The organism is Allobosea sp. NPDC055353 (assembly GCF_053644975.1).
Genome location: NZ_JBSHMC010000001.1, coordinates 80,801 through 107,588 on the forward strand (window position 1 = coordinate 80,801; position 26,788 = coordinate 107,588).

25 protein-coding genes are annotated in these 26,788 nt (G+C 66.8%); 3 read left to right on the forward strand and 22 right to left on the reverse strand.

Annotated features, from left to right (window positions below; all coding sequences use genetic code 11):
* Positions 1-13: 13 nt before the first annotated feature.
* The 6 genes from ACWIEX_RS00330 to ACWIEX_RS00355 all read right to left on the reverse strand — a co-directional run bounded on the left by ACWIEX_RS00330 (position 14) and on the right by ACWIEX_RS00355 (position 6,230).
* On the reverse strand, positions 14-799 hold the full coding sequence (locus ACWIEX_RS00330) for an SDR family NAD(P)-dependent oxidoreductase (protein ID WP_454031174.1): 786 nt from the start codon (positions 797-799) through the stop codon (positions 14-16).
* An 11-nt stretch (positions 800-810) separates the two neighbouring features.
* Positions 811-1,668 carry a nickel transporter permease gene (nikC, locus tag ACWIEX_RS00335; protein ID WP_454031175.1) on the reverse strand — a complete coding sequence of 286 codons (858 nt, stop codon included), beginning with the start codon at positions 1,666-1,668 and terminating at the stop codon, positions 811-813.
* Positions 1,665-2,591, reverse strand: a complete 927-nt coding sequence (locus ACWIEX_RS00340; protein WP_454031176.1) for an ABC transporter permease — start codon at positions 2,589-2,591, stop codon at positions 1,665-1,667. Before ACWIEX_RS00340 ends, nikC begins: the two co-directional genes overlap by 4 nt.
* Positions 2,592-2,597: 6 nt before the next feature.
* Complete coding sequence (locus tag ACWIEX_RS00345; protein WP_454031177.1) at positions 2,598-4,103, reverse strand: ABC transporter substrate-binding protein; 1,506 nt, start codon at positions 4,101-4,103, stop codon at positions 2,598-2,600.
* Positions 4,100-4,879 carry a GntR family transcriptional regulator gene (locus tag ACWIEX_RS00350; RefSeq protein WP_454031178.1) on the reverse strand — a complete coding sequence of 260 codons (780 nt, stop codon included), beginning with the start codon at positions 4,877-4,879 and terminating at the stop codon, positions 4,100-4,102. Before ACWIEX_RS00350 ends, ACWIEX_RS00345 begins: the two co-directional genes overlap by 4 nt.
* Before the next feature lie 151 nt (positions 4,880-5,030).
* On the reverse strand, positions 5,031-6,230 hold the full coding sequence (locus tag ACWIEX_RS00355; protein WP_454031179.1) for an MFS transporter: 1,200 nt from the start codon (positions 6,228-6,230) through the stop codon (positions 5,031-5,033).
* 92 nt (positions 6,231-6,322) lie between these two features.
* Between ACWIEX_RS00355 and ACWIEX_RS00360 the strand changes: the two genes are divergently transcribed.
* A complete protein-coding gene (locus ACWIEX_RS00360) occupies positions 6,323-7,078 on the forward strand; it encodes an AraC family transcriptional regulator (RefSeq protein WP_454031180.1) in 756 nt (251 codons plus the stop codon).
* A 6-nt stretch (positions 7,079-7,084) separates the two neighbouring features.
* Here ACWIEX_RS00360 and ACWIEX_RS00365 read toward each other — a convergent pair whose 3' ends face one another.
* The 7 genes from ACWIEX_RS00365 to ACWIEX_RS00395 are packed head-to-tail and all read right to left on the reverse strand — an operon-like array spanning position 7,085 to position 13,977.
* Positions 7,085-7,966 (reverse strand): ABC transporter permease, encoded by an 882-nt coding sequence (locus tag ACWIEX_RS00365; RefSeq protein ID WP_454031181.1) that lies wholly within the window; start codon positions 7,964-7,966, stop codon positions 7,085-7,087.
* Position 7,967: 1 nt separating this feature from the next.
* Positions 7,968-8,900 carry an ABC transporter permease gene (locus ACWIEX_RS00370; protein WP_454031182.1) on the reverse strand — a complete coding sequence of 311 codons (933 nt, stop codon included), beginning with the start codon at positions 8,898-8,900 and terminating at the stop codon, positions 7,968-7,970.
* Entirely contained in the window at positions 8,900-9,625 is a 726-nt protein-coding gene (locus ACWIEX_RS00375) for a glycerophosphodiester phosphodiesterase (RefSeq protein WP_454031183.1), read from the reverse strand. Before ACWIEX_RS00375 ends, ACWIEX_RS00370 begins: the two co-directional genes overlap by 1 nt.
* Complete coding sequence (locus ACWIEX_RS00380) at positions 9,622-10,614, reverse strand: ABC transporter ATP-binding protein (RefSeq protein ID WP_454031184.1); 993 nt, start codon at positions 10,612-10,614, stop codon at positions 9,622-9,624. The genes ACWIEX_RS00375 and ACWIEX_RS00380 overlap by 4 nt, the downstream gene beginning before the upstream one ends.
* On the reverse strand, positions 10,611-11,474 hold the full coding sequence (locus tag ACWIEX_RS00385; RefSeq protein ID WP_454031185.1) for an ATP-binding cassette domain-containing protein: 864 nt from the start codon (positions 11,472-11,474) through the stop codon (positions 10,611-10,613). Before ACWIEX_RS00385 ends, ACWIEX_RS00380 begins: the two co-directional genes overlap by 4 nt.
* Entirely contained in the window at positions 11,471-13,078 is a 1,608-nt protein-coding gene (locus tag ACWIEX_RS00390) for an ABC transporter substrate-binding protein (RefSeq protein WP_454031186.1), read from the reverse strand. The genes ACWIEX_RS00385 and ACWIEX_RS00390 overlap by 4 nt, the downstream gene beginning before the upstream one ends.
* Before the next feature lie 59 nt (positions 13,079-13,137).
* Complete coding sequence (locus ACWIEX_RS00395) at positions 13,138-13,977, reverse strand: MurR/RpiR family transcriptional regulator (RefSeq protein WP_454031187.1); 840 nt, start codon at positions 13,975-13,977, stop codon at positions 13,138-13,140.
* Between the two features lie 120 nt (positions 13,978-14,097).
* Between ACWIEX_RS00395 and ACWIEX_RS00400 the strand changes: the two genes are divergently transcribed.
* Entirely contained in the window at positions 14,098-14,844 is a 747-nt protein-coding gene (locus ACWIEX_RS00400; protein ID WP_454031188.1) for a glycerophosphodiester phosphodiesterase family protein, read from the forward strand.
* 42 nt (positions 14,845-14,886) lie between these two features.
* Here the strand turns inward: ACWIEX_RS00400 and ACWIEX_RS00405 are convergent, their stop codons facing one another.
* The 9 genes from ACWIEX_RS00405 to ACWIEX_RS00445 all read right to left on the reverse strand — a co-directional run bounded on the left by ACWIEX_RS00405 (position 14,887) and on the right by ACWIEX_RS00445 (position 25,597).
* Positions 14,887-15,867, reverse strand: a complete 981-nt coding sequence (locus tag ACWIEX_RS00405) for a peptide ABC transporter ATP-binding protein (protein ID WP_454031189.1) — start codon at positions 15,865-15,867, stop codon at positions 14,887-14,889.
* Complete coding sequence (locus ACWIEX_RS00410; RefSeq protein ID WP_454031190.1) at positions 15,864-16,886, reverse strand: ABC transporter ATP-binding protein; 1,023 nt, start codon at positions 16,884-16,886, stop codon at positions 15,864-15,866. Before ACWIEX_RS00410 ends, ACWIEX_RS00405 begins: the two co-directional genes overlap by 4 nt.
* Before the next feature lie 4 nt (positions 16,887-16,890).
* Positions 16,891-17,799: an ABC transporter permease subunit gene (locus ACWIEX_RS00415; RefSeq protein WP_454031191.1), complete on the reverse strand. Its 909-nt coding sequence runs from the start codon at positions 17,797-17,799 to the stop codon at positions 16,891-16,893.
* Positions 17,800-17,838: 39 nt separating this feature from the next.
* On the reverse strand, positions 17,839-18,849 hold the full coding sequence (locus ACWIEX_RS00420) for an ABC transporter permease subunit (protein ID WP_454031192.1): 1,011 nt from the start codon (positions 18,847-18,849) through the stop codon (positions 17,839-17,841).
* A 62-nt stretch (positions 18,850-18,911) separates the two neighbouring features.
* The gene (locus tag ACWIEX_RS00425) at positions 18,912-19,736 is read right to left on the reverse strand and encodes a M55 family metallopeptidase (RefSeq protein WP_454031193.1); all 825 of its coding nucleotides are present in this window, start codon (positions 19,734-19,736) and stop codon (positions 18,912-18,914) included.
* Between the two features lie 95 nt (positions 19,737-19,831).
* A complete protein-coding gene (locus ACWIEX_RS00430) occupies positions 19,832-21,448 on the reverse strand; it encodes an ABC transporter substrate-binding protein (RefSeq protein ID WP_454031194.1) in 1,617 nt (538 codons plus the stop codon).
* A 149-nt stretch (positions 21,449-21,597) separates the two neighbouring features.
* Positions 21,598-23,190 (reverse strand): ABC transporter substrate-binding protein, encoded by a 1,593-nt coding sequence (locus ACWIEX_RS00435; RefSeq protein WP_454031195.1) that lies wholly within the window; start codon positions 23,188-23,190, stop codon positions 21,598-21,600.
* 282 nt (positions 23,191-23,472) lie between these two features.
* Entirely contained in the window at positions 23,473-24,138 is a 666-nt protein-coding gene (locus ACWIEX_RS00440) for a GntR family transcriptional regulator (RefSeq protein ID WP_454031196.1), read from the reverse strand.
* Positions 24,139-24,190: 52 nt separating this feature from the next.
* Entirely contained in the window at positions 24,191-25,597 is a 1,407-nt protein-coding gene (locus ACWIEX_RS00445) for an NAD(P)H-dependent oxidoreductase (RefSeq protein WP_454031197.1), read from the reverse strand.
* A 148-nt stretch (positions 25,598-25,745) separates the two neighbouring features.
* Between ACWIEX_RS00445 and ACWIEX_RS00450 the strand changes: the two genes are divergently transcribed.
* Complete coding sequence (locus ACWIEX_RS00450) at positions 25,746-26,780, forward strand: 4-hydroxythreonine-4-phosphate dehydrogenase PdxA (RefSeq protein ID WP_454031198.1); 1,035 nt, start codon at positions 25,746-25,748, stop codon at positions 26,778-26,780.
* Positions 26,781-26,788: the final 8 nt, after the last annotated feature.

Consider the following 26,788-nt stretch of genomic DNA (forward strand, 5'->3'; position numbering starts at 1 on the left):
GTCCTTGCCTCCCTTAGAGCGCCTGCTTCTTGTCCTGATGGACCGCGAGCGAGCCGATCGAGTTGCCGCCATCGACTGTGAGCGTCGCGCCGGTGACATAGGCCGAGGCGTCGCTGGCGAGATAGAGCAGGGCGTTGCCGACGTCCGCGCGGGACGACGCCCGGCCGAGCGGGATTTGCGCGACCGTGTTCTGGATATGCGCATCGGTGAGGGCGCTGACCGTGCTGCCGGCGGCGAAGCCCGGCTCCAGCGCGTTGGAGCGGATGCCGTATTCGGCAAGCTCGACGCCAAAACCCTTGGTGAGCCGGTCGAGCGCCGTCTTCGACATCGAGTAGACGCAGGCCGTGCGCCGCATCTTGCGCGAGGCGCCCGACGAGATGTTGATGATCGATCCCTTCACGCCCTTGCGCACCATCTGGGTCGCAAGCTCGCGGGTCAGAATGAAGGGTGCTCGCAGGTTGATCGCGAGGATGCGATCGAACTCGGCGGTCGACGTGTCCAGCAGGAAGGCGCTCGGATAGATGCCGGCATTGTTGACGAGGATGTCGGCCGCGCCCCAGCGCTTCCCGATTTCCGTCGCGAGCGCCGTGATCGAAGCCTCGTCGGTCAGGTCTGCCGGCATGACGAAGCTCTCGCCGGAAAGGCCCATCGCCTTGGCTTGCGCCTCCAGGTCGTCGGCGCGGGCATCGGTCAGGCAGAGCGTGGCGCCGGCCTCGTGCAGCACCTCGGCGATCCAGCGGCCGATGACCCCGCAGGCGCCGGTGACGACGGCGCGCTTCCCCTTGATGTCGTCGAACATAGGTACTTCCTTCAGCGATGGCGGGGATCGAGGCGGTCGCGCACGGCGTCGCCGGTGAGATTGACGGCGAGCACCAGCACAAACAGGCAGGCGCCCGGCAGCGTGGCGACCCACCAGGCGGTCGCGACATAGTTCCGGCCGGTGGAGAGCATCGCGCCCCAGCTCGCCGTCGGCGGCTGGACGCCGAGCCCGAGGAAGGAGAGCCCCGCTTCGAACAGGATCATCAGGCCGAATTCGAGTGTCGCGACGACGCTGACGGCGCCGACGATATTGGGCAGGACGTGGCGGAAGAGCACGCGCGGCGCGCTCGCTCCCATCAAGGCCGAGAGCCGGACATAGGGCATGTTCGCGACGGAGAGCGTCTGGCTGTAGGCAATGCGGGCGTAGCGCGGCCAGCGCGTCAGCGCGAGCACCATGATGACGTTGACGATGCCGGTGCCGAGCACCGCGACCGTGATAATCGCAAGCAGGATCGCCGGGATCGACAGGAAGACATCGACGACGCGCATCACCGCGATCTCGACCCAGCCGCGCCGATAGCCGGCGATCATGCCGAGCGTCGTTCCGACCACGCCGGACAGCACGACCGAGGCGAAGGCGACGATCAGCGAGATTCGCGCGCCATGAATGACGCGGCTGAGCAGGTCGCGGCCGAGCTCGTCGCTGCCGAGCCAGTAATGGAAGCTGCGCGAGACCGTGCCTGGCGGCTTCAATCGGCCAAGCAGGTTCTGCTGGTTGGGATCATAAGGTGCGAGCCAGGGTGCGAAGATTGCGACCAGCACGATGAGCGCGATGATGCCGACCGGCCACCAGCGCCACAGGCCACGGCTCTTGCGGCGCGGCATGGAGGTTGCGGCTGCAACGCTCATCGCGCGCCCTCCAGCACGATGCGCGGGTCGACCAGGCTGTAGAGCAGGTCCGAGAGCAGGTTGAGCAGCACCGTGACGAAGGCGCCGAGCAGCACGACACCCTGCACGATCATGAAATCGCGTGCCAGGATCGCCTGCACCGTGACCTGCCCGAGGCCGGGCCAGGCGAAGACGGTCTCGACGATGACGGCGCCGGCGAGCAGGTTCGAGATTTCCAGCGCGGCGACGGTGATGACCGGGATCGAGGCGTTGCGGGCGAGATGGCGGATGAGCAGGCGCCCGCTGCGAACGCCGCGCGAGCGGGCGGTGCGGACATAATCCTTCGAGAGTTCGTCGAGCAGGGCCGAGCGGGTGATCCGCGCGAAGGTCGCCATGCTCAACAGACCGAGCGCGAAGGACGGCATCACGAGATGCCAGAGATCGCCGGTCGAGGAGGGCGGCAGCCAGCCGAGCAGCACCGAGAACACCAGGATCATCAGGATGCCGCTCCAGAAGGTCGGCATGCTCTGGGCGGCGAGGACGAAGCCAGCGGCCGCCTTCGCTGCAGGCGAGTTGCGGAAGATCGCGAGCAGGATGCCGATCGGCACGCCGATGCCGCAGGCGACGAGGAGCGCGCCGGCCGCGAGCATCAGCGTATAGGGCAGGCGCGAGGCGATGATCGTGGTCACTGGCACGCGCTGCACGACGGACTGCCCGAGATCGAAGCGGGCGAGCTCGCCGAGAAAGTCGAGATACTGCACCACCAGTGGCCGGTCGAAGCCGAGCTGGTGGCGCAAGGCCGCGATATCGGCCTGCGTCGCCGTCTCCGGCACGAGCAGGTAGGTCGGGTCTCCCGTCAGGCGCTGGACGAAGAAGATCAGCGTCACCACCCCGAGGATGGTGACGAGCGCCTGGCCCAGCCGGCGGAGCAGAAAACCCGGCACCGCGGCTCAGTCCTTCCAGCTCATCCGGTTGATGAACATGCTTTCGTTCGGCGTCGGCTGGAAGGTCAGGTTCTTGGCCGCGCCGTAGATCACCACCGCCTGGTAGAGCGGCACGACCGGCACGTCGGCGGCGACGATCTCATGGACCTGCTTGTAGGCCGCAAGGCGCTTGCTGGTGTCGAGCGTGGCGCGGGCCTCTTCCAGCAGGGCGTCCATCTTCGGGTTGCGATAGGCCGACCAGCCGCTGCTCTTGTGCAGCAGCGGGAAGAGCACGCCATCGGCATCCTGGCAGGCGCAGGACCAGCGGCCGAAGCTGAGCATCGAGGTTGCTTCCGGTCCGGCCTGGGCGCGCTTGAGATAGGTCGCCATGTCCGACATCGCGATCTTCACGTTGAAGCCGGCTTCGGTCAGCATCTGCTGGATCGCCTGGACGATGCGTTGGTCGAAGACCGGCGCGGTGGCGAGGTCGATCTCGGCCTTCGCGGCCGGTCCCGCTTCGGCGATCAAGGCCTTGGCCTTGGCGAGGTCGTGTTCCGGCGCCTTGATGCCGTCGACCCAGCCGAAAATCGCCGGCGTCAGCAGTTCCGGCACCGGCTTGTCATGGCCGCCCAGCAGGCCGTCGATCATCGCCTGCTTGTCGAGCGCATAGGCCGCCGCCAGCCGGAGCTTGGGATTGTCGAAGGGCGGCTTGGTGGTGTTGAGCCGGACATAGGCGACACGCTCGGTCAGGCCGATCAGGGCCTGGGCCTTGGGCGCGGACTTGAGCTGGGCGGCCTGGTCGGCATCGAGCGTGACGACGAGGTCGCTCGAACCCGCCTGCAGGTTGGCGAGGCGGGTCGCCGCGTCCGGCACCGCCCGGAAGGTCACCGTCGGGAACGGCGCCTTGGTGCCCCAATAGGCGTCGTTGCGCGTGAGCTGGACATTCACGCCGCGCTGCCAGGATTCAAACTTGTACGGGCCGCTGCCGACGGGCTTGAGGTTGAAAGCGTCCTTGCCGACGGCCTCGACGACCGCCTTGGGCACGATCGAGAGCTTCACGAGCTGGGCCAGCAGCGCCGGATAGGGGCCGGCGGTGACGAGTTTCACCTTGGTCGGCGAGAGCGCGACCGCATCGGTGATCTTGTCGAACTGGCCGAGCTGGGGGCTGGCGAATTTCGGATCGGTGATGCGCTTGACGCTGAAGACGACGTCGTCGGCGGTCAGCTTCGAGCCGTCATGGAAGGCGATGTCGCTGCGCAGGTCGAACTCGATCTCGGTGTCCGAGATCTGCTTCCAGGCAGTCGCGACCTGCGGGATGATCGCGCCCTTGTCGTCGCGGGTGACGAGATTGTCGAAGATGTTGCGGTAGACATAGTAGCTGTCCGGGTTCCACTGCACCTGCGGGTCGAGCGAGGACGGCTCGTTGACGAGGTCGACGACGAAACGGTCCTTGGCGGCCAGCGCCGGCCCGGCCGCGAGGCCGAGCGTGGTGGCGACGAGGAAGGCGGCTGCGGCTTTCGAAACACGGCTCATCGCGATTTCTCCTCGGATACGGCGGGGGACGGCTTGCGGTCGTTCGAGCTTCGGCGCGGCCGGCGGCTGCGCACGGAAACGGGCTGGTCGTGCGGGAGCAGGCGGGCGGTCGCGAGAAAGCCATGCGCGACCGCATCGGTGAAGCGCTTCTGCTCTTCCTGAAGCGCGAGCAGCGCGGCGTCACGATCCCCGCGCAGGAGCGCATCGAGTAGCGGGCGCGGATCGACCGCAGGGGGCGCCGCTCCGGCGAGTTCGAGGGAGCGGATCAGACGTTCGGTGTGATCCCAGAGATCGCGCAGCCAGCTTTCGATGAAGCCGCTGGTCCGCTGCGCCAGCAGGTCGAGCGCCTGCCGGCACAATTGCTGTGCCATGGTGCGAGCTGAAGGATCGTCCCGCCCCAGAACGGCGTCGATCGCGCCTCTCAGGCTGCCGAGCAGGGCAATGCTGCGTTCATCGAGCGGCTTTTCGACCAGTGCCGGCTCGATCCGCAACCTTGCCTCGACAATCGCGCGGGCAAGAGCGCCATCGACCGCCGCGACGCACCAGCCCTGCCGTGCATGCCGGGCGACGAAGCCGGTCGTCGCGAGTTCGGTCAGGGCGACGCGGACGGCCGCGCGACCGAGCCCGAAACGCTGGGCGAGATCGCCCTCGTGGGCGTAGGTGCCTGGAATGAGCTCGCAGCGGACAAGCGCCTGGCGTAGGCGCCGGCTCGCGAAGGCGATGTCGCTTTCCGCCGCAGGCGGCTTGGGAAACGAGAAGGGCGATTGATCGAGCATGAGTCATGCTGGCCCAGTTTCTGAAATCTGACAATAATTTTGTGAGATGTCAGAAACGCATGATCAGGCATGGTTGAGCCCCGCCATGCATGGCGGGGCTATGCCTTGATCCTGATTGAATGATGGGCCGGCAGCTTGCGCTGCCGGAAGCCTATTGCTCGGCCGTAACGGTGCTCGCCGCCGGCGCTGTCTGCGCCAGGAAGAAGAACGCAAGCGAGGCGCACCAGACGATCAGCCCGAAGACGGTGGCACCGGCCAGCACCAGCCCGAACCCGCCTTGCGCATGCAGCAGCGCCAGCATCGGGACCACGAAGCCGCTGACGGTGAAGCCGAGGAAATAGCGCACGCTGAACGCTTTGGCGCGATGCTGCGCCGGCACGTAGCGGGCGACCATCGCGTCGTTGACGACGACCTGCCCATAGATAGCGGCCATGGTCATGACGAGGCCGATGAGCAGCGGCACACCCGAGGTCGTCGCCGCGAGCGCGAGGCCGAGCGGCTGGAACAGCGCGAGCCCGACGAACAGGGCCGGCAGCGTGTAGCGGTCGACCAGCCGGCCCATCAGCCATTGCGTCGCGGCGCCGAAGACGAAGACCAGCGTCGCCAGCGAGCCGATCAGCGCCAGCGGCAGGTCGAGGCCGAGGCGCTCGTCGATGACCTTTGGCAGCGCGATCGTGGTGATGTTGAAGGTCATGCCGCCAGCGATGACAGCCACGGCGAAGATGGCGAGCAGAGCCTTCGGCCGATTGACCGGGATCAGCTCGGCCTTGCCGGAGCGGTTGGCGGATGGGCTTCCGTCGCCGGGCACGAGCGCGACGAAGGCGGCGCCCAGAACGAGGCAGACGAGGCCCGGGAGGACGAAGGCGAAGCGCCAGCCGAAATTCGCGGCGATCAGCGCGGTGACACCCGCGGCCGAAGCTGCGCCGAGATTGCCCCAGACGGCGTTGACGCCGAGATCGCGGCCGAGCTGGCGGGCATGGGTGACCAGCATGGTCGAGCCGACCGGGTGATAGATCGCCGAGGCGACGCCGAGCACGAGCAGCCAGCCGGCGAAGGCGGCGGGCCGGTCCGCGCTGGCGACGCCGAGGCAGGACAAGCCGTAGCCGATGAAGAACACGGCGAGCATGTTGCGCCGGCCGAACCGGTCCGAGAGCCAGCCCATCGGCAGCGAGCACAGGCCGAAGGCGACGAAGGCTCCGGTGGCGAGGCCGATCAGCTCGGCATAGCTGAGGTTCGTCTGCGCCGCGATGGCGATCACCGCCGTCGGATAGATCAGCAGCACGAAGTGATCGAGCGCATGAGCGGCATTGACGAAGAGAAGTGTGCGCTTCGACAGCGTTTCGGGGCTCATGGCGGTCTCTCGATAATAACGCGTCAATTTAGCTTGACCCGTTAAGCCTGTCGGGCCGTTATTCGGCAGGATCGGGCCAAACAGGAGATGTGATGCGCAATGAGAGCGAGGCCTACCAGACGGTGCCGCGCGCCGTTGCCGTCATGCCGAAGAGCTACGAGGCCGGCGCCAGCACGGGCTGGCACAGTCATCCGCGCGCGCAACTGCTCTATGCCACCGCCGGCTTGACATTGGTGCGGGCGGAGGACGGCACCTGGGTGCTGCCGGCCCGGCATGCGCTCTGGATTCCGCCAGGCCTCTCGCACGAGGTCAGGATGCATGGCGCGGTCTCGATGTGCTCGGCCTATATCGCGCCCGAGGCGGTGGGCGTCCTGCCGGCGGGATGTCGCGTGCTGGAGGTTTCGGCCTTGCTGGCTTCGGCGCTGGAGGCGCTCTCGGCCGAGCCTTTGCTCTATGACGAGGCCGGGCGTGGCGGCCATCTCGCCGCGCTGATCCTCGACGAGATCGCGCGGGCCCCCGAGATCGCGCTGACTCTGCCCTTGCCGCGGGACGTGCGCCTGCGGCGCATCTGCGATGCCTTGCTGAAGGACCCCGGTTCTGGCCTCGACATCGATGGCTGGGCGCAGCGCGCGGGAGCAAGCCGGCGGACATTGACACGCGGCTTCCGGGCGGAGACCGGTCTGAGCTTTGGTGACTGGAGGTCCCGCCTGCGCGTGCTCCGGGCCATGATGATGGCGAGCGATGGCGCGCCGCCCCACCAGATTGCCAGGGCGGTCGGCTATGCCGACCAGCGTGCGCTGCGGACAGCGGCCAGGCGTGTCCTCGGCCGGGCCGATCTGCCCTCGTGAAGCGGATCAGCGCGATTGCAGGGTCGGATCGAGCCGGTCCCGGATCCAGTCGCCGACGATCGAGATCGACATCGTCGTGAGGAAGATCGCCAGGCCCGGCAGGAGCGCGATCCACCAGGCGCTGGTCAGATAGGCACGGCCGGCGCCGAGCATCTGGCCGAGGCTGGTCAGGGGCGGGCGGATGCCGAGCCCGAGGAAGGAGAGCGAGGTCTCCAGCAGGATCACCTGCGGGAAGTTCAGCGTGAACTGGACGATCAGCACGCTCAGGATGTTCGGCAGGACATGCCGGAGATAGACATGGCGGGCCGGCGCGCCGAGCGCGGTCACCGCCGTCGCATAGCCTTGCGTATTGGCGGCGATGACGACGCCGCGCGTCAGGCGCGCGAACACCTCCCAGCCATAGAAGCCCATGATCGCGACGAACAGGAAGAAGCCGCCGCCGAACAGGGCGATCAGCGCGAGCGCGATCATCATGAAGGGCAGCGATGCCTGCACATCGGCCAGCATCATGATCGCTTCCTCGGTGAGCCCGCGGAAATGGGCGGCGATGAAGCCGAGCGTGGTGCCGATGAAGGCGCCGATCAGCGTGCCGCCGAGCGCGACGAGCACGCTGAAACGGATCGCGTAGATCAGGCGGCTCAGGACGTCGCGCCCGAGCTCGTCGGTCCCCAGCAGATGATCGGGCATGCCGCCCAGAAAACTCGGCGGCTTCAGGCGCTTCAAGAGCGACTGCGTGCGGTAGTCGTAAGGCGCGAGCCAGTCGGCGAAGAGGAAGATCACGAGGATCAGGCCGAGCAGGATAAGGGCCACGACCACGAGCGCGGGATAGCGCGCCTCGGCGCGCACCGGCGCATCGTCCTTCCGGCGGAACAGGGTCGAAAACGCCATCTCAGCTCTCCGAGCGGGCGGCGCGCATGCGCGGGTCGATCAGCGTGTAGACCGCGTCGACGGCGAGATTGGCGAGCACCATCGTGATCGAGGTCATGATCAGGATCGCCTGCACCAGCGCGAAATCGCGCGAGGTCACGGCGTTGACCAGCAGCCGGCCAACGCCGGGGACGGCGAAGACCGTCTCGACGATGATCGAGCCGGCGACGAGATCGCCGAGCTTGAGGCCGATGATCGTGATGATCGGGATCGCGGCATTGGGCAGCGCGTGCCAGAGCACCCGGCGCGGCCGCGGCACGCCCTTGGCCCGGGCGGCGACGACATATTGCTTGTTGAGCACCTCGAGCATGGCCGAGCGCGTGAAGCGGGCGAAGGTGCCGGCGAAATGCGTGCCCAGCGTGATCGCCGGCAGGATCAGGTGCCAGATGGTCGCGTCGCCCGAACTCGGCAGCAGGCGCCAGTGCAGCGAGAACAGCAGGATCAGCAGGATACCGAGGAAGAAGTTCGGCAGGCTGAAGCCGAGCACCGCGAAGCTCATGACGAAGCGGTCGATCGCCCGGTTGCGGTTGAGTGCAGCGACGATGCCGAGCCCTACACCGAGCAGGAGGCCGAGCACGAAGGCGGTCAGCCCGAGCCTGAGCGTGCGTGGAAGGGCCGCGGCGATGAGCTCGATCGCGGGCTGCTGGTCGGAGAGCGACAGTCCGAAATCGCCCTGCGCGATCCCCGCGACATAGGAGACATATTGCTGCCAGAGCGGCCGGTCGAGCCCGAATTTTTCGCGGTAATGCGCGATGACCTCGGCAGGAGCCTGGTCGCCGACCAGCGCCTCGATCGGATCGCCGGAGAGATTGAGCGCGACGAAGGTCAGCGTCACGATCAGCCACACGGTCAGGAGACCGCGCGCGAGCTTCGTCAGGAAGAGCCGGCCCGGCATCACGACGCCTTGCGGCTTTGCAGGCCGGTCAGCAGGTCGGGGTCGTTGAGCAGTACGGCCTGCGGTGCATGCGCGAGGATGCGCAGGAGGCCGTCGCCGTCGACATCGCCGACGATGCGTCCGGTGCCGTTGCCACCGGATGTGACCCAGACAGGCACGCGCCCCAGTAGCCGCGCCGCGACCGGGCCGTCTAGATTGCCTTCCCAGATGCGGAAGGCGCTCGCGCCTGCGGCGGCGTAGTGGTCCGGATTGGCCTTGTCGGGCAGGAAGGCAAGGACACGCAGGCCGGGGAGCGTCAACGTGGCATGCGCGACCTGGAGCGCCTCTCGCGCGCCGACCCAGACCCGGGCGGCGACGCCGAGCTCCCGGATCACCGCAAGCACGGCATCGATGATTGCGAGGTCCTTGGTCTTGATATCGATCAACGCCTCGCGATGCGGGCAGATCGCGGCCAGTGCCTCGGCCAGCGTCGTGAGTTCCACGCCGCCGGCGCGGGCGATGGCCCTGAGGTCCTCATGAGACGTTTCCGCGATCGCGGCATCGTTGCCGGCGATGCGAACGAGGTCGGGATCATGCGAGGCGACGACGACGCCATCGGCGCTGAGGCGTGCATCGGTCTCGACGAGATCGGCGCCGGACGCGATCGCAGCGCGATAGGCCTCCTGCGTGTTCTCGGGATAGCGGGCGGAATGGCCGCGATGGGCAATGACGAGCGGCCGGGTCATGACGCAACTCCCAGTTCACCAGCAAAATGACAGCGGACGCTGCGACCCTCGCCAAGCGGGCGCAGGCTCGGCATCTCGGCCGAGCAGCGCGGGCGGGCATAAGGGCAGCGCGTGTGGAAATGGCAGCCCGAAGGCGGATTGGCCGGCGAGGGCGGATCGCCCGCGAGCCGTACCGGCCTGTCTGAGCGGGAGGTCGAAAGGTCCGGAATCGCGGCGAGCAGAGCCATCGTGTAGGGATGCATCGGCGCGCGGTAGACCGGGTCGGTCGCGCCTTCCTCGACGATCTGGCCGAGATACATCACGGCGATGCGGTGCGAGAGCTTCTTCACCACGCGCAGGTCATGCGAGATGAAGAGATAGGCGATGTCGAAGCGTTCCTGCAGCTCCTGCAGCAGCTCCGTCACCGTCGCCTGCACGGAGACGTCGAGCGCCGAGACCGGCTCGTCGCAGACGATCAGGCTCGGCTTCATCGCCAGCGCCCGCGCGATCACGACGCGCTGCGCCTGCCCGCCGCTGATCTGATGCGGGAAGCGGTCGGCCATTTCAGGCGTCAATGCCACGGCCTTCATCAGGCGCAGGACTTCCGCGTCGCGCCCGCTGCGCTCGCCGATCTCGTGTAGGTCGAGCGGCTCACGGATCTGGCGGCCGATGCTCAATCGCGGATCGAGCGCCGATTGCGGGTTCTGGAAGATCATCTGGATGTCGCGGCGCTGGCGCTGCCAGTCCTTCGGCGTCAGTCCAGTGAGATCGCGGCCCTTGAAGAGGATCTCGCCGTCGCTCGGCCGTTCGAGCCCGACGATCATCCGGCCCGTCGTCGATTTCCCGCAGCCGGATTCGCCGACGAGCCCGAGTGTCTCGCCGATCCGCAAGGTCAGCGACACGTCCTCGACGGCGCGGATGGTCCGTTGCGTCCGCAGCAAGGAGCGGCCGCCGCCGAAATGCCGGCGTAAGGCGGAGACGCGCAGCAGGGGCTCGGTTGCGGCGCTCATGAGGCAGCCCGTTCGCGATAGACCGGTGCGGCGACATCGAGACGCGGCATCGCGGCAAGGAGTTCGCGCGTATAGGGCGCTTCGGGAGCGTTCAGCAGGCGCTCGGTCGGGCCGGCTTCGACGACGCGGCCATGGCGCATCACCACGACATCGTCGGCCATCTCGGCGACGACGCCGAGATCATGGGTGACGAACAGGATCGCCATGCCGAGCTCCGCCTTGAGCCTGTTCAGCAGGTCGAGGATCTGCGCCTGGATGGTGACGTCGAGCGCGGTCGTCGGCTCGTCGGCGATCAGCAGGCGCGGCTCGCAGGCCAGCGCCATCGCGATCATCACGCGCTGCGCCATGCCGCCGGAGAATTGGTGGACGTAAGACGCGAGGCGCTGCTCGGGCTCGGGGATGCCGACCAGGCGCAGCAGCTCCAGCGCGCGGGCCTGGCGTTGCGGCTCGGAGAGCGCGGTGTGCAGGCGCAAGGTCTCGCGCAGTTGCGCGCCCACCGTATGCAGCGGGTTGAGCGATCCGAGCGGGTCCTGGAAGACCATGCCGATGCCGCGGCCGCGGATGGTTTCCAGCTCGGCCTCGCTGGCGGCAGCGAGGTCGCGCCCTTCGAACAGGATGCGCCCCGCCGTCCGGCGCCCGTTCGCGGGCAGCAGGCCGAGCACCGCCTGGCACGAGACGCTCTTGCCGCTGCCGCTTTCGCCGACGACGCAGGTCGTCGTACCCGGCCGGACAGTGAAGGAAACCGCGTGCAGGATGTCGGCGTAGCCCGCGGCGGTGCGGAAGCCGACGGTCAGGCCCTCGACGGAGAGCAGCGCATCGCCGCTCCCGTCGGTCCCGGTCCTGCGTTCGCTCCTCGTCACTTCGCGGCCAGCGAGAAGTTCGAGGGACGGAAGTCCATGTAGTACTGGCTGTAGGGCGCCCAGTTGATGCCCTTCTTCACGCCATAGCCGGTGACGGGGTTGTAGAGCATCGTCATCGGCATATCGTCTTCGAAGGCAACGAGCAGCTTGGCGAAGGTCGCCCGGCGCTTGGCCTCGTCGGTCTCGGCGGTCAGCTCCTTGGCGGCGTCGTTGAAGGCCGGGCTCGCGCCATAGAGCTTCCAGGTCTTCTGGTTCTCGCTCGCGGGGCCCCAGAGCGTCAGGATCGCGCCAGAGGGATCGGGCACGCGATAGGTGTTCGACCAGGCGAAGACCTGCGCGCCCGGCTTGCGCACCTCCTTGAAGCTGTCGACGAAGTCGATGCGGGCATTGATGCCGACCGCACGCCACATCTCCTGGATCACCTGCGCCGCCTCGACATTGTAGAGGTAGTAGTTCGGGATCAGGCGATAGGAGATCTCCTGACCCTTGTAGGAGCTTTCCGCCAGCAGCTTCTTGGCGAGCGCCGGATCATAGGCGTAGCCCTTGTTGTCCTTGACATAGATCGGCCCGAAGCTCGGGAGCTGGTGGCCGTTCGGCGTATAGGTCTGACCCTTCCAGAGTGCGTCGATCAGCGCCTTGCGGTCGATCGACAGGCTCATGGCATGGCGCAGCTTCTTGTCGGAGAGCACGGGGTCGCTGGTGTTGAACTGGAGGACATGGCTGTTCTCCAGCGGCTCGGTCTTCACCGAGACGTCCTTGTAGCGCTTCAAGCCGTCCCACTGGTCCGGCGGCAATTCGACCGCGATGTCGAAATCACCCGCGACGAGGCCGGCGACGCGGGCCGCGACCTCGGGAACCGAGCGGAAGGTGATGGACTTGGCCGCGGGCTGGCCGCCGAAATAGCGGTCGAAGGCCGCGAGCGTGATCTTGTCGTTCTTCTGGTAGTCGACGAAGCTGTAGGGGCCGGTGCCGACAGGCTTCCAGCGCAGGGCCTTGGCCGCCTGGTCCATCCAGACCTTGGAATCGACGCCCTCCTTGCGGAAGGCGTTCCACGGCTCATCGCAGATCGCGAAGGACATGTAGCTCGACAGGCGATGCTCCATGATCGGGTCATGTTGGGCCACCGTGATCCGGACGGTGAAGTCGTCGAGCTTCTCGACATTGGTGAAATTGCCGAAATAGACGCGGCCTTCCGGATAATAGGCCTTGGGCCCCCAGAGCCGGTCGGGTGAGAAGGTCGCCAGCACGTCGTTGGCGTCGAACGGGCTGCCGTCATGGCAGACGACGCCGCGGCGCAGCTTCAGGTCGAAGGTGGTCGGCGTCGTCCAGGACCAGCTCTCGGCCAGGCCGGGCACGAGATTGGCGCCGCCATCGGCCTTCGGCTTGGCAAAGTCGCGCCGGATCAGCGTGTCGAAGATCGAGTAGTAGATGCGGGTATCGACATTGCCGGTGTGCTCGCCGGGGTCGAGCGAGCGGGCGAGCTCGTTCACCGCCACCGTCAGGGCGGGCCGCTCCTGCGCGATGGCGCCGGAGCAGGCGGCGATCGCGAGGCCTGCGCCGAGCATGACCCCGAATGGCGCTTTGCGTGTGGTTGAGTTCGTCATGGCATCCTCCCATCGGACAGGAATCGTTTGGTGTTCCGTCGTTCGTCGATGCGGCAGCCTTATCCAGGCTTGCCGCGAAACAGGCGTTGCAGCGTTTCGACCTTCGCGAGCGTCTTCAGCGAGCGGCCATGGTCAGTGCGTGACAATTCCAGGATCAGCGTGTTGCAGATCGCCATCGGCACGGTCAGCGAATGGAACTCGCCCTGTTCGCCGCGGGCGGCGACGAGTTGCCTGTCGCAGGCGGGGACGCCGGTGCGCCGGTCGGTGATCAGCAGCGTGGCGGCGCCGATCTCGCGGGCGCAGGACACCAGCCGTGCCACCGTCGGACTTTCGTGGCGGAAGATCATGGCGACGACGACGTCGCCGGCGGCGAGGCCGAGCAATTGGTCGGCCGCCTGCCAGTCGGCATGGGCGACGACCGCAGCGCGGTATCCGGATCTGACGAGGCGCCGAACGAACATATCGGCGAGACTGCTGGCATGACCCTCGCCCACGACAAGGATGCGCCCGGCCTGCCGGATCATCGCGGCGGTGGCGACGATTTCCGCATCCGTGATCTGGTTGACTAGGTTACCGAGCGCGCGGATTTCGCCTTCGACGACCGAGCCCAGCAGGGAATCGCCGCGAACCCGGTCGAGCCGGCGCTGCACGCGCACCGATGCGTCGAGATCGGCCACGACCGTGTCCTGCAGCGCGCCGCGCATCTCGCGATAGGAGGCGAAGCCGAGCTTGCGGGCGAGGCGGCCGGCTGTCGAGGCGTGCACGCCGGCCTGTTCGGCAACCTTGTGCGACGGCAGGAAGCTGCCTGCCGTGCGGTTGGCCAGGAGGACCTCGACCAGTCGCCGGTCTGACTCGGTCAGCTCGTCCCGGCGCGCCGCGATGATCTCCGTCAGGTTCATCGTGTCTCCCATGAAGGCAGCGTAACGGAGCCTTGCAGCGATATGCAAGTTAAATTGCAGACTCGATCATCGGCAATTTATGTTGCATAAGCAGACATCTCCCCGGACGGTGACAGGGATATGACGGACATCGCCTCACATCGCGGCGGGGCCAAAATCTGGCCCGAGAACAGCCGCCTCGCTTTCCGCAATTCCGCGGTTCTCCCGGTGGATTTCATCGAGTTCGACATCCATCGCAGCCGCGACGGCGTTCTTGTCGTCCATCACGATCCCCTGCTCGGTCGGACCGCGTCAGGGGTAGGCGCAGTCGGCGAGATGGACTGGGCCCAGCTTCAGGCCGTGGAGCTGATCGGCACGGATGGCGAAACCATCCCGAGCTTCGATGAGATCCTCGATATCCTCGAGCCGAGCGGCATCAGGCTGCGCATCGAATTGAAGACCCGCCAGGGCGGCGAGCGTTACGCCGGGGTCGAGGCGCAGGTCGTGGCGCGGCTGAGGGAGCGGCGCCTGCTCGACAGGACGACCTTCACCTCCTTCGACCTGCCGACGCTTGCGGAGCTCCTGCGCCTCGCGCCGGCCACGCCGACGATCTGGCTCGTCGCCGACAAGCTGCTGGCACCACCCACGCGGGACCTGAGCAAGCTATCCCGCGAGGCGCGCGCGGCCGGTGTGCGAGAGATCGCCATCCGCATCGCCCAGGCACAGGATGGCGATGGCGAGGCCTGCCGCGGCGAGGCCGTGACGCTGGGCTATTACGGTGCCCATGACGAGCCGGCGATCCGCAAGGCCTTTTCGGACGGCGTCAGCGCTTTCACGACCGACCGGCCGGACATCGCCATCGCTGTCCGGCGCGAGATCGGCGGCTAGCCATCCGACGTCGGGCGGGCCGCTCGAAACCTCCGCCCTCGATCACGCCGCCTTGGCGAGGAAATCCTCGGCATAGTGACAGGCGACCTGCCGGCCATCGACCTCGCGCTTCTCCGGGCGCTCGGCACGGCAGCGTTCGGTGACATGCGGGCAGCGGGTCGAGAACACGCAGCCCTTCGGCGGGTTGAGCGGGGAGGGAAGTTCGCCGCGCAGGATGATGCGCTCGCGCTTGCCGGCATCGACGCGCGGCGTCGAGGCGAGCAGCGCCTGCGTATAGGGATGCAGTGGCCGGGCGTAGATGCGCTCCTTCTGCCCGTGCTCGATGGCATTGCCGAGATACATCACCATCACGTCATGGGCGATGTGGCGGACGACGCTGAGATCGTGCGAGATGAAGAGATAGGCGAGCTTCAGCTCGTCCTGCAGGTCGGCCAGCAGGTTCAGCACCTGCGCCTGGATCGAGATGTCCAAGGCCGAGACCGGCTCATCGGCCACCACGACCTTGGGCGACAGGATCAGCGCGCGGGCGATCGCGATGCGCTGACGCTGGCCGCCCGAGAACATATGCGGATAGCGGGCATAGTGCTCGGGCCGCAGGCCCACCTTGGCCATCATCGCGCGCGCCTTCTCGGTGCGCTCGGCCGCGGAGAGGTCGGTGTTGATCTTGAGCGGCTCCTCCAGGATCGTCCCGACCTTCTTGCGCGGATTGAGCGAGCCATAGGGGTTCTGGAAGACGAACTGCACGGTGCGGCGCAGGCGCCGGCGCTCGCTGGCCGGCGGCGAGACGGCATCGACCCCGTCCAGCGTCAGCGCGCCGGAGGTCGGCGCCTCGATCAGCGTCGCCATGCGCGCCAGCGTCGACTTTCCGCAGCCGGATTCGCCGACGACGGCGAGCGTGCGCCCGGCCTCGACCGCGAAGGAGACCTTGTTCACCGCCTGCAACTGTGCCGGGGCGCGAAAGAGCCCCTGCTTGACCGGATAGATCTGCGTCAGCTCGCGCGCTTCGATGACGGGATTGCTCATCGCACGGCCTCCGTCGCCTGGCCGGCTTCGTCGCGGGCACGATCGGCATCGCGCTGGGGATCGCCGAGCGGATAGTGGCAGCGCACGCGTCCGTCCGCCCAATCCCGCAATTCCGGTTGGATATTGCGCGAGTGCTCGGTCGCGTAGGCGCAGCGCGGCGAGAACAGGCAGCCCTTCGGCCGGTCGTTCAGGCCGGGCACCATGCCGGGGATGGTGGCGAGCCGGGTGGCATGCTCGCTGCGCTCCGGCAGGGCTGCGAGCAGAGCTGCGGAATAGGGATGCTGCGGGTTGGCGAAGAGCGCGTCGACCTTGCGCTCCTCCATGATCTGCCCGGCATACATCACCATGATGCGCTGCGCGGTCTCGGCGACGACGCCCATATTGTGGGTGATGAGGACCAGCGCCATGTTGCGCTCGCGCTGCAGCGACATCAGCAGGTCGAGGATCTGCGCCTGGATGGTGACGTCGAGCGCGGTCGTCGGCTCGTCGGCGATCAGCAGGCGCGGATTGCAGGCGATCGCCATCGCGATCATCACGCGCTGGTTCATGCCGCCGGACATCTGGTGGGGATAAGCCTTGAGGCGGCTTTCCGGCGCGGGGATGCCGACCTGCTCGAGCAATTCGATCGAGCGGCGCTTCGCCGCCTTGCTATCCATGCCCTCGTGCTTCCTGAGAGTCTCGGCAAGCTGGAAGCCGATGGTGAAGCACGGGTTCAGGCTGGTGCTCGGCTCCTGGAAGATCATCGCCACGTCCTTGCCGGTGAGCTGGCGGCGCTCGCGCGCGGACATGGTCAGGAGGTCGCGGCCGTCGAAGCGCAGCTTGTCGGCGCGAACCCGGCCTGGATAGCCGACGAGGCCCATCAGCGCGAGCATGGTCACGCTCTTGCCGGAGCCGGATTCGCCGACGACGCCAAGCACCTCGCCCTCCTCGAGGGTGAGGTCGATGCGATCGACGGCGCGCAACGTTCCCTGGGAGGTCGGGAATTCGACGCTGAGGTTTTCGATTTCGAGCAGGGGCATGGGATCAGCGCTTCAGCTTGGGGTCGAGCGCATCGCGCAGGCCGTCACCGAGAAGGTTGAAGGCGAGCACGGTGATGAGGATGGCGAGGCCCGGGAAGGTGACGACCCACCAGGCGCGCAGCACGAACTCGCGCGCGTCGGCGAGCATCGTGCCCCACTCCGGTGTCGGCGGCTGGGCGCCCAACCCGAGGAAGCCGAGCGCGGCGGCATCGAGGATCGCGGTGGAGACGCCGAGCGTCGCCTGCACGATCAGCGGCGCGGCGCAGTTCGGCAGGATCTCGGAGAACATCAGGCGTATCGTCTGCGCGCCCGAGACCTGGGCGGCGACGACATAGTCTTTGCTAGCTTCGGCGATGACGGCGGCGCGGGTGATGCGGACATAGTGCGGCAGCACGACGATGGCCACCGCGAGCATGGCGTTCATCAGGCCGGGGCCGAGGATGGCGACGATGACGATCGCGAGCAGCAGGCTCGGCATCGTCATCAGGATATCCATCAGGCGCATGATCGCGATATCGGCGATGCCCTTGAAATAGCCGGCGATCAGCCCGAGCACGATACCGACGACGATCGCGAGCGCCACGACCGCGATGCCGATCACCAGCGAGAGCCGCGCGCCGAAAAGCAGGCGCGAGAGGATGTCGCGGCCGATCGCATCGGTGCCGAGCGGATAGGAAAGCGAGCCGCCCTCCTGCCAGAACGGCGGCTTCAGGAAGACTGCGTTGTTGGTCAGGTTCGGCTCATGCGGCGCGATCAGGGGCGCGAACAGCGCGCAGAGCAGCACCAGCACGATGATGACGAGGCCGGCGACGGCGCCGCGATTGGCACTGAAATAGGTCCAGAACTCGCGCAGCGGATGCGGCGGCGCGATGCCGGGCGCAGCAGTCGGGGCGTTGAGGGTCTCTAGGCTCATGCGGTCAGGCTCCGACGGGAGCGAAAAGGGAATGATGATTCATCTTGCGTGCCTGATGCGCGGGTTGATCAGGCCGTAAAGCAGGTCGACGAAGAGATTGACGCTCATCACCACGACGCCGAGCATCAGCGTGCCGCCTTGCAGGACCGGGTAGTCGCGCCGGCTGATCGCCTCGATCAGCCATTTGCCGACGCCGGGCCAGGAGAAGATCGTCTCGGTCAGGATCGCGCCGGTGAAGAGCGCGCCGACCTGCAGGCCGATGACGGTGACGATCGGGATCAGCGCATTGCGCAGCGCGTGCATGGCCACGACCCGGATCGGCGCCATGCCCTTGGCGCGGGCGGTGCGGATATAGTCCTCGCCGAGAACCTCCAGCATCGCCGAGCGGGTCATGCGGGCGATGACCGCGAGCGGCACCGTGCCGAGCACGATCGCCGGCAGGACGAGATGCGACAAGGCCGACCAGAAGGCATCGATATCGCCCGCCAGCAGGCTGTCGATGGTGAGGAAGCCGGTCACCGGCTCGATGAAATACTGCACCGCGATGCGGCCCGAGACCGGCGTGATGCCGAGCTGCACCGAGAACAGCAGGATCAGCAGCAGGCCCCACCAGAAGATCGGCATCGAATAGCCGGTCAGCGATATCCCCATCACGCCGTGGTCGAAGATCGAGTTTCGCTTCACCGCTGCGATGATGCCGGCGGGGAGCCCGACGATCAGCGCGATCAGGATGGCGCAGATCGCGAGCTCGATCGTCGCCGGGAAGAGCTGGCCGAATTCGGTCAGCACGTTCTCGCGGGTGACGATCGACTTGCCGAGATCGCCCTGGACGACGCGCTCGATATATTTGCCGTACTGGACGAGCAGCGGCCGGTCGAGGCCGTATTCGGTCAGGAGCTGGGCGTGGCGGGCGGCGTCGATGCCGCGTTCGCCAGCCATGGTCTCGATCGGATCGCCGGGGACGAGGCGGACGAGGAAGAAGGCCAGCAGCGTGATGCCGATGAAGGTCGGGACGACCAGGCTCAGCCGGGTGAAGATGAAGCGCAGCATGGTTCTGCCGATGTTCTTGGCCGGCGCGAAAGGATTGTCTCACGCCGACAGGTCGTTTGGATTTATTGCAATGTCGAGCTGTAGCCCAGCGCAAACACCAAAAAGCGCTGGAGATCAAGAATGTCGTCCGCGACATAGCGGATCGTGAAGGCGTCGAGGCGCTCCACGGCCTTCAGCATCGCGAGATACTCGACCGGCTGCCGGAACAGGAAGTTGACATCGAGCGTGACCGGCCCGGCGATCCGGTAGGGCTTGATCGCAGCCCGCCGCGCGATGGCGCGCTTCACGCCCTCCGCGATCAGCTCGTAGGAGGCTTCCGGCATCAGCGTGCGAGCGGATTGGCGGCTATGCGCCCATTTCACCGTCACGCCCTCGATATCGGGCAGGAAGCCCCTGGTCTCGGCGATGGTGGCGTCGTCGCCGCTGACCAGCAGGACCGGCACGTCGAAATGCCCGGCGATGGCGGCATTGATGCCGGCCTCGGGCACGGCGACGCCATTGACCCTGACTTCGCGCAGGCAGGCGCTGCGGAAGGTATGGGCCAGCACGCCCTCGGGATTGGTCGCGCCCGTGTGGTAGCCAATGAGGAGCGCGCCGTCATAGCTGCCGGCCTCGATGCCCTGCATCATCGACAGCGGCCGCGGATGGGCCCGCACGAGCTGGACCTCGCGCGGCAGCCGCTCGAGCAGGAGGTTCTGCCCTCTGCCGTGGCTGTCGGCAATGACGACCTCGCTGGCGCCGCTGGCATAGGCGGCCCGCGCCGCGGCGGTGACGCTGTCGGTCATCCAGATGCGGGCGGCCTGGTATTCGAAGCCCTCCACGAGGGTCTGGTCGCGGGTGACGACGCCGGCGATGCCTTCGATGTCGGCGGAAATGTAGATGCGCATGGCGATGAGCTCCGGGGAGGCCCTGCGCCGCTCGCATGAGCGCGCAGGCAGTCGACCGCGGCAGCGTAGGCTGCCGCGGCGAGAGGGGCGCTGGGTTACTTGGCGATGGAGACGCCGTAGAAGGGCTGTCCGCCGAAGAAGTGGATCTTGTAGTCCTTCACTTCCTTGCGCACCGGCGTGAACGCCTGCGCATTGGCGAAGAGCAGGCCCGCGACATCCTGGTGGAACAGTTCCTGGAAGCGCTTGTAGAGCTTGGCGCGCTCGCCCTGGTCGGTGATGGTGCTGGCCTTGGCCAGCGCGTCCGAGGCTTCCTGATTGCACCAGCGGGAGCGGTTGGCCCCGCTCTTCACGCCTTCGCAGGTCCAGCCCGAAAGCAGGATCTGGCTCGGATCGGGATAATCCCAGGTATAGCCGAACATGCCGACTTCATGGTCGCCGGCCCGGCCGCGCTTGAGATACTCGCCCCATTCGAAGGTCTGGATCGTCGCCTTGACGCCGATCTTGGCCCAGTCGGCCTGGATCAGCTCGGCCGCACGGCGGCCGTTCGGCATATAGGCGCGCACCACCGGAATGGCCCAGAGCGTCGTCTCGAAGCCGTCGGCGAGACCCGCTTCCTTCAGCAGCGCCTTGGCCTTCTCGGGATCATAGGGGCGCGGCTTCAGGTCGGCGTCATGCGACCAGAGCGAGGGCGGCACAGCCGCCGCGGCGATCTTGCCGGTGCCCTGGTAGACCGCGTCGATGATCGCGGGGATGTTGGTCGCATAGGCCAGCGCCTCGCGCACGCGCTTGTCGCCGAAGGGCTTCTTCTGCTGGTTGAAGGCGAGGAAGCTCTGGTCGGCGATGCTGCCCTGCAGCAGGTTGATCGAGGCTTCCGCCTTCATCGCCGGCAGGTCGCCGGGATTGGGATAGCGCGCGATCTGGCACTCGCCCGAGCGCACCTTGGCGAAGCGCACCGAGGCATCCGGCGTAATCACGAAGATCAGGTCGTTGACCAGCGCCATGCGATCGCGGTTGCCGACGGCCTTGGTCCAGTGGTCGGGCACCGCCTTGAAGCGGATCACGGCGTCCTTCTGATAGGAGGTGAGCGAGAACGGCCCGGTGCCGATCGGCACGAAATCGATCTGCTCGGGCGTGCCGGCCTTCAGCATGGCCGCGGCATACTCGGCCGAAAGGATCGACATCGGCTCGACCGAGAGTGCCGAGAGCAGCGGCGAGTTCGGCTTGGTCAGGGTCAGCTTGACGGTGTAGTCGTCGACCTTCTCGATCGCCTTCAGGCTCGGCTTCACGATTTCGGCGAAGAAGCCGAAATTGCCGCTGCCGACTTTGTGGAAAGGATTCTTCTCGTCGAACATGCGGCCGAACGAAAAGATCACGTCGTCGGCGTTGAAGTCCCGCGTCGGCGTGAAGCTCTTGTTGGCGTGCCATTTCACGCCCTTGCGCAGCTTGAACGTGTAGGTCAGCCCGTCCTCGGAAATCACCCAGGATTCGGCCAGGCTCGGGATGATCTGCGATCCCCCGCGTTCCGTCGCCGTCAGCCGCTCATAGATCTGTGCCGCGACGTCATAGGCGGTGTTCTGCCCGCTGAATTGCGGGTTCAGATAATCGGGGCTGGCCTCGGAGCAGACGACGAGCGCCTGGGCGCTGGCGACGGCGGGCAGCAGAAGGGCGCTCAGCCCCAGCGTCAGGGCAAGAGAACGGGCACGAACGGACATGGGCATCTCTCTCGGGACAGGCAGGAGAGGCGGATCGGGCGCGGGGCGTCGTGCCCCATCGTCTCCACCTCCCGGAACGCGGTCCGACGGGGCCGCGCCACTTGGCGAGCACCAACCGCGCCACGATGTGGCGCGGTTGGTGCGGGAGGTCACTTGCCGATGTCGACGCCGTAGAAGGTGTGGCGGCCGAACGGCGAGAGCTTGAAGTCCTTCACCTCCTTGCGGACGGGCTTCAGCTGCACCGCATGCGCAATCGTGAACCAGGGCGACTGCTCCTTGAAGATCACCTGCGCCTGCCGGTAGAGCTTCTCGCGCTCGGCCTGGTCGGTGACCGTCTTCGCCTTCACGACCAGATCGTCGAAGGGCTTGTAGCAGAACTTCGCGACGTTGCCGCCGTTGTTCTTGGCGGCGTCGCAGCCCAGCAGCGTGTGCAGGAAGTTGTCCGGGTCGCCGTTGTCGCCGGTCCAGCCGAACATGCCCGTTTGGTGCTCGCCCGCCTGCAGGCGCTTGCGGTACTCGCCCCATTCGAAGCTCTTGATCTCGGCCTTGACGCCGACCTTGGCGAGATCGGCCTGCATCAATTCGGCGATGCGCTTGGCGTTGGGGTTGTAGGGGCGCTGCACCGGCATGGCCCAGAGGTCGATCTCCAGCCCGTTCGGATAGCCGGCCTCGGCCAGCTCCTTCTTGGCCGCCTCCGGATCATAGGGGTCGTCCTTGATCGTCTCGTTATAGGACCACATGGTCGGCGGGATCGGGTTGATCGCCGCGACGCCGCTGGAGAGATAGACCGCGTCGATGATCGCCTGCTTGTTGATCGCCTTGTTGACGGCGTGGCGCACCTTGACGTCGTCGAACGGCTTCTTGGTGGTGTTGTAGGCGAGATAGCCGATGTTCAGGCCGGGCTGCTCAAGGATCTGGACATTGGCGTCCTTCTTGATCGCGTCGAGATCGGCCGGGTTCGGATAGGGCATGACATGGCATTCGCCCTTCTGCAGCTTGGCCCAGCGCACCGAGGCGTCCGGCGTGATCGCGAAGATCAGGTCGTCGATCTTGGCCTTGCCGGCCCAATAATCCGGGAAGGCCTTGTAGCGGATGATCGCGTCCTTCTGGTACTGCACCAGATAGAACGGGCCGGTGCCGATCGGGTCCTGGTCGAGCTTCTCGGGCGTGCCCGCCTTCAGCATCGCATCGGCATATTCCTTCGACTGCACGCTGGCATATTGCATGGCGAGGTCGGCGAGGAACGGCGCTTCCGGCTGGTTCAGCGTGAACTTGACGGTGTAGTCATCGACCTTCTCGACCGATTTCAGCAGCTTGGGCATGCCCATGTCGTTGAAATACGAGTGGTTCGAGCTGGTCACCTTGAAGAACGGGTGGTTCTCCTTCCACTGCCGTTCGATCATGAAGATGATGTCGTCGGCATTGAAGTCGCGCGTCGGCTTGAAGCTCTTGTTGGATTGCCACTTGACGTTCTTGCGCAGGTGGAAGGTGTAGGTCAGGCCATCCGGCGAGATATCCCATTTCTCGGCGAGGGCCGGCTGGACCTTGGTGCCGCCGCGTTCGAACTGGACGATCGTATCGTAGATCTGGGTGTTCGCATCGAAGGATGTGCCGGTGGTGTTGACGCTCGGCGCGAAATTCTCGGGGCTGCCCTCGGAGCAATAGACCAGCGTCTTGGCCATCAGCGGCTGCGCCGCCATCAGCGCGGCGGCCGACAGCGTCGCCAACAGAATCGTCTTCATGGGTGTCTCCTTGAACGTCTTTCCGCCCTCGCGAGGGCGGCAAACGGCCCCGTTGTATCGGAAGCTCCTGGGGCGGAAGTCCCCGGGCCGCCTTGTCTACAGCTTATTCAAAGAAGGAGAGCGCGGATAGCCGTTTCGGAGGGCTTGAAGGCCGGCTCCAAGGTGAGGGTAAACGATTGTGTCGGAACGGATTCCGGCTGGCGCGAGAGAGCTTTTGTTGCCGTCGGAAGCTTATTCGAAAGTCTAGGGGTTCCGGACAGGCCCGATGTTCCGGGCAGGCTCTCAGAGGACTTCGCGCACCCGCACCAGCGTCGTGTCCATATGGCGGCCGATCGCCTCGGCCAGGGCGTCGCCGTCGCGCCTGAGCAGCGCCGCCATCATGTCCTCGTGCTCGGCGACCGCGCCGGCCCATTTTTCCGGGCCTTCGTTGCCGACGAAGCGCAATCGCTTGATCCGCGATTGCAGCGTGGTGTGCATCTCGGCCAGCACGGCATTGCCGGAGGCCGCGACGATGGCGCTGTGGATCGCCTGATTGAGCTTGAAATAGTCGAGCCGGTCGCGCGTCGCGTAGAGTGCCAGCATGTCCCGGTGCAGCTTGTGGATCGCTTCGACCGTGGCGTCGCTGGCCTGCGCACAGGCGATCCGGCCGCCGAGCTGCTCCAGGCTCTTGATGACTTCGAGGATGTCGGCGAGGTCGCGCGCCGAGAATTTCCGGACGATCGCGCCCTTGGCCGGCAGGATCTCGACGAGACCTTCGCTGGCGAGCGTCTTGATCGCCTCGCGCAATGGCGTCCGCGACACGCCGAGCTGGGCGCCGACCTGGCCCTCGTTGATGCGCTGGCCGGGGGCGAGACGCCCCTCGATGATCATGTCGCGCACGCGCTCCAGCACCTCGTCATGGAGGGTCCGCCGCGTGATCGGGATATAGTCGGCCGCCGTCTCGCTCATCGTTGCTCCACTGGTCCCGATTTCTCCGTTACGGCATGCGGCTTTCGCGCTGTCAAACGGGCGCGCTGTCCTCGGCGGCGAGCAGCGCATCCTGCCGTCGGCGCATCGCCAGCAACCCGGAATCCTCGGGAATCGCGACATCACCGAGGCGGATCGCCTCGCCGGCCTTGACCGGGCGCACGAGTGTCCGGTCGGCGGCGAGATAGAACGGGGCGGCGCGCTCGGCGGCCAGCGGCATCGCAGGCCTTACCTCGGCACCGACATTCTCGATGCTGTGATGGTGCCCGCCCATCGCGAGCACCGTACCGGCGGCGAGATCGCGCTGTGCCACGGCGACGAGATCCTGCCGCGGGCGGTAATCGTCGCCATAGCCGGAGCGGCCGAGCCCGGCGGCATCGAGGATCGAGGTCGCGACCTCGACGCCGAGCAGGTGGCGCGGCAGGTAGAGCGCGGCCGTCCTGCCGCTGCGGCTGACGACATGGCCCTTGCCGGCGAGCATCTCCCAGGTCTCGTCATTGTCGCAGCGCACGACGATGAAGACGCCGCCGGCGAAGCTCGCTTCTTCCTTGAGCCGCAGATGGTGGAAAACGTCGATCCGGCGTGTGCCGCCCATCAACCCGCCCTCGCTGCGCTCCGCGAAGAGATCGGCGAGCTCCGGGACGCGGGCCGGCGGCGCGTGGAAACCGGCGGCATCGGCTGAAAAGTCCAGCGCATTGGCGACGAGCGTCATCTCGCAGAGATCGGGCACGGCCCGCAGCGGGAAAGCCTCGCCGAGGATACGGGCGCGCTCGGCTGCATTGGTCACGATCGAGCGCGAGCCCGGCAGCCAGTGCTCGCGCAGCGCCGGCAGCGCGCGGGTCACGCCGTTGCAGGTGACGTTGCCGGTCGCGGCATCCAGCACGAAATCGTATTCGCTCGACTTGCCGGCCGCGATGATCTCGAGGCCGATGACTTCGGCCCAGCTCGCGAGCGCGATCAGCAGGCTCGGCTGGTCGCCGTCGACCGGCGTCACCACGACGCCCTTGTCGCGGGCAAGCCGCGCCAGACCCGGCCCGACGACGCTGTCGGCCTCCTTCGAGACCAGCGCGACATGGCGGCCGGCATCGATCGCGGCGAGGCTGTGCCGTGTGGCTGCCTCGGGGCTCCCGGTGGCCTCGACGAGAAGCGAGAAGGGCAGTTCCATGACGACGTCGAGGCTCGCCGTGGCGATGCATTGGCCGGCGTTCCATGCGGCCCTGGCCTCGGCGCCGGTCGCGCACAGCGCGATCTCGCCCGCCTCGAAACCTGCGGCGACGAAGGCGCGCGCGGCGGCTTCGGCGGTGACGTCCACAGCGATGCGCGCATTGACCAGCCGCGTCCGGCGCGACTGCGCGAGATAGCTGCGCCCGAAGCTGCCGCTGCCGACCAGGCAGGTTTCGACCGGCTCCGCGATCCCGGCGTAATGCGCATGAAAATTCATCGGCCCTCCTCCGGAGCAGCGCAATCCGCGCCTGTGTCTTCCCGCTTGGTACAGCAATCGAGATATGCTGCATACAGCATACTTGAGTGACCGGACTGCCTGTGTTAGCCAACGGCCAGACGAATGGACAGGCAGCGGAGTGGCGGCCATGAGTGAGCGGACGAATGACGCCTTGCCGGTGATCGCCGTGGCGATGGGCGATCCTTCCGGCATCAGCCCCGAACTGACGGCGCGCATCCTGTCGGAAGCTGATCTGCGCGGCGCCGCGCGCTATGTCGTCTTCGGCGACAAGCGGCTGCTGGATCTCGGCATCAAGGATGGCGGCGTCGATCCGCAGGTTCAGGTCGTCAAGGACGGTGATGCGCTGCCGCTCGGTGACAAGCCCGTCTTCGTCGATCTCGCCAATCACGATCCCGCCGATCTCAAGCGCGGCACCGCGACGCTCGCTGGCGGCAAGGCCGCGACCGAGAATTTCCGCCGCGCGCTGCAATTCGCCGCGTCAGGCCAGGCCGATGCGGTGTTCTTCACGCCCTTCAACAAGGCGGCGATGCGCTTCGCCTATCCCGGCTATGACGACGAGATCCGCTTCGTGCGTGACGCCATCGGCTTCGAGGGCGCGGCGAGCGAGTTCAACATCCTCGACAAGCTCTGGAACGCCCGCGTCACCTCTCATATCCCGCTCTCGGAAGTGGCGCGGAACATCACGCAGGAGCGCATCCTGCGGGCGCTGACGCTGGCGGATGCCAATCTGCGCGCGGCCGGCTTCAACCCGCCGCGCATCGCGGTCGCCGGCATCAATCCCCATGCCGGCGATGGCGGCAATTTCGGCCGCGACGAGATCGAGACGATCGAGCCGGCGGTGAAGGCGGCGAAGGCCAAGGGCTTCACGGTCGAGGGGCCGTTCCCGTCGGATACCGTGTTCCTGCGCGCGAAAAACGGCGATTTCGACGCCGTGCTGACGATGTATCACGACCAGGGCCAGATCGCGATGAAGCTGATCGGCTTCGACCGTGGCGTCACCCTGATCGGTGGCTTCCCCTTCCCGATCTGCACGCCGGCCCATGGCACGGCCTATGAGATTGCCGGCAAGGGCGTCGCCAATCTCGGCGCGACGCGCGCCGCGCTCTCGCTCGCCATCAAGATGGCCCAGGACGGCAAGGGAAAGACCCGCGCCGCTGCCTGATCCCCGCC

What these genes read in the sequence shown, in the direction of transcription:
- ACWIEX_RS00410 (WP_454031190.1), bottom strand. Translation starts at nt 16,886, where the DNA reads ATGCCCCTGCTCGAAATCGAAAACCTCAGCGTCGAATTCCCGACCTCC.
- ACWIEX_RS00450 (WP_454031198.1), top strand. Translation starts at nt 25,746, where the DNA reads ATGAGTGAGCGGACGAATGACGCCTTGCCGGTGATCGCCGTGGCGATG.
- ACWIEX_RS00445 (WP_454031197.1), bottom strand. Translation starts at nt 25,597, where the DNA reads ATGAATTTTCATGCGCATTACGCCGGGATCGCGGAGCCGGTCGAAACC.
- ACWIEX_RS00380 (WP_454031184.1), bottom strand. Translation starts at nt 10,614, where the DNA reads ATGAGCGCCGCAACCGAGCCCCTGCTGCGCGTCTCCGCCTTACGCCGG.
- ACWIEX_RS00330 (WP_454031174.1), bottom strand. Translation starts at nt 799, where the DNA reads ATGTTCGACGACATCAAGGGGAAGCGCGCCGTCGTCACCGGCGCCTGC.
- ACWIEX_RS00440 (WP_454031196.1), bottom strand. Translation starts at nt 24,138, where the DNA reads ATGAGCGAGACGGCGGCCGACTATATCCCGATCACGCGGCGGACCCTC.
- ACWIEX_RS00405 (WP_454031189.1), bottom strand. Translation starts at nt 15,867, where the DNA reads ATGAGCAATCCCGTCATCGAAGCGCGCGAGCTGACGCAGATCTATCCG.
- ACWIEX_RS00375 (WP_454031183.1), bottom strand. Translation starts at nt 9,625, where the DNA reads ATGACCCGGCCGCTCGTCATTGCCCATCGCGGCCATTCCGCCCGCTAT.
- ACWIEX_RS00395 (WP_454031187.1), bottom strand. Translation starts at nt 13,977, where the DNA reads ATGAACCTGACGGAGATCATCGCGGCGCGCCGGGACGAGCTGACCGAG.
- ACWIEX_RS00435 (WP_454031195.1), bottom strand. Translation starts at nt 23,190, where the DNA reads ATGAAGACGATTCTGTTGGCGACGCTGTCGGCCGCCGCGCTGATGGCG.
- ACWIEX_RS00350 (WP_454031178.1), bottom strand. Translation starts at nt 4,879, where the DNA reads ATGCTCGATCAATCGCCCTTCTCGTTTCCCAAGCCGCCTGCGGCGGAA.
- nikC (WP_454031175.1), bottom strand. Translation starts at nt 1,668, where the DNA reads ATGAGCGTTGCAGCCGCAACCTCCATGCCGCGCCGCAAGAGCCGTGGC.
- ACWIEX_RS00345 (WP_454031177.1), bottom strand. Translation starts at nt 4,103, where the DNA reads ATGAGCCGTGTTTCGAAAGCCGCAGCCGCCTTCCTCGTCGCCACCACG.
- ACWIEX_RS00365 (WP_454031181.1), bottom strand. Translation starts at nt 7,966, where the DNA reads ATGGCGTTTTCGACCCTGTTCCGCCGGAAGGACGATGCGCCGGTGCGC.
- ACWIEX_RS00430 (WP_454031194.1), bottom strand. Translation starts at nt 21,448, where the DNA reads ATGTCCGTTCGTGCCCGTTCTCTTGCCCTGACGCTGGGGCTGAGCGCC.
- ACWIEX_RS00355 (WP_454031179.1), bottom strand. Translation starts at nt 6,230, where the DNA reads ATGAGCCCCGAAACGCTGTCGAAGCGCACACTTCTCTTCGTCAATGCC.
- ACWIEX_RS00415 (WP_454031191.1), bottom strand. Translation starts at nt 17,799, where the DNA reads ATGAGCCTAGAGACCCTCAACGCCCCGACTGCTGCGCCCGGCATCGCG.
- ACWIEX_RS00390 (WP_454031186.1), bottom strand. Translation starts at nt 13,078, where the DNA reads ATGACGAACTCAACCACACGCAAAGCGCCATTCGGGGTCATGCTCGGC.
- ACWIEX_RS00370 (WP_454031182.1), bottom strand. Translation starts at nt 8,900, where the DNA reads ATGCCGGGCCGGCTCTTCCTGACGAAGCTCGCGCGCGGTCTCCTGACC.
- ACWIEX_RS00360 (WP_454031180.1), top strand. Translation starts at nt 6,323, where the DNA reads ATGCGCAATGAGAGCGAGGCCTACCAGACGGTGCCGCGCGCCGTTGCC.
- ACWIEX_RS00425 (WP_454031193.1), bottom strand. Translation starts at nt 19,736, where the DNA reads ATGCGCATCTACATTTCCGCCGACATCGAAGGCATCGCCGGCGTCGTC.
- ACWIEX_RS00400 (WP_454031188.1), top strand. Translation starts at nt 14,098, where the DNA reads ATGACGGACATCGCCTCACATCGCGGCGGGGCCAAAATCTGGCCCGAG.
- ACWIEX_RS00420 (WP_454031192.1), bottom strand. Translation starts at nt 18,849, where the DNA reads ATGCTGCGCTTCATCTTCACCCGGCTGAGCCTGGTCGTCCCGACCTTC.